Source organism: Mycolicibacterium arseniciresistens (assembly GCF_030519285.1).
Classification (GTDB): domain Bacteria; phylum Actinomycetota; class Actinomycetes; order Mycobacteriales; family Mycobacteriaceae; genus Mycobacterium; species Mycobacterium arseniciresistens.
The window spans coordinates 1-522 of the sequence record NZ_JAUMSQ010000124.1; the positions used below are offsets into that span (position 1 = coordinate 1).

1 protein-coding gene is annotated in these 522 nt (G+C 77.0%); it reads right to left on the reverse strand.

What is annotated here, in order from left to right; translation table 11 throughout:
- Positions 1-522: LysR family transcriptional regulator (locus Q2100_RS16630; protein WP_302914977.1), on the reverse strand; the 522-nt coding region annotated here is incomplete at both ends.

The following is a 522-nucleotide window of genomic DNA, read 5'->3' on the forward strand; positions in this document are numbered from 1 at the left end:
GAGGCCCGGGTGCGGCCCCACCACGGGTCGCCGCGCCCGACGACCGCCTCGATCGCCTCGTCCGTGGCCACCTCGACCGCCAGGCCGGCGGGCACCTCGTCGGGGCCGACCGAGGCGATCGCGAGGTCGAGCCGCCCCGACTGCACGCCGTCGATCAGCGCGTCGGAGTCCTCGGTGCCGAGCGTGATCTCCACGGCCGGGTGCGCCGCATGGAAGGAGGCGAGCAGGGCGGGCATGTCGACGCCGTGCGCCGTCACGGTGCCGATCGCCACCGAACCGCGGACCAGGTCGCCCAGTTCCTCCACCGCGGTCCTGGCGTCGGCCACGGCGGCCAGCGCGGCACGTGCGTGCGGCAGCACCGCGTCGCCCGCCGCGGTGAGCCGTACCGCCCGGCGGGTGCGGTCGAACAGCGGCTGACCCAGTTCGCGCTCGAGGCGGGCGATCTGGGCGCTCACCGCGGGCTGGGCGACGTGCACCCGTGCGGCCGCCCGGGTGAAGTTGGCCTCCTCGGCCACCGCGACG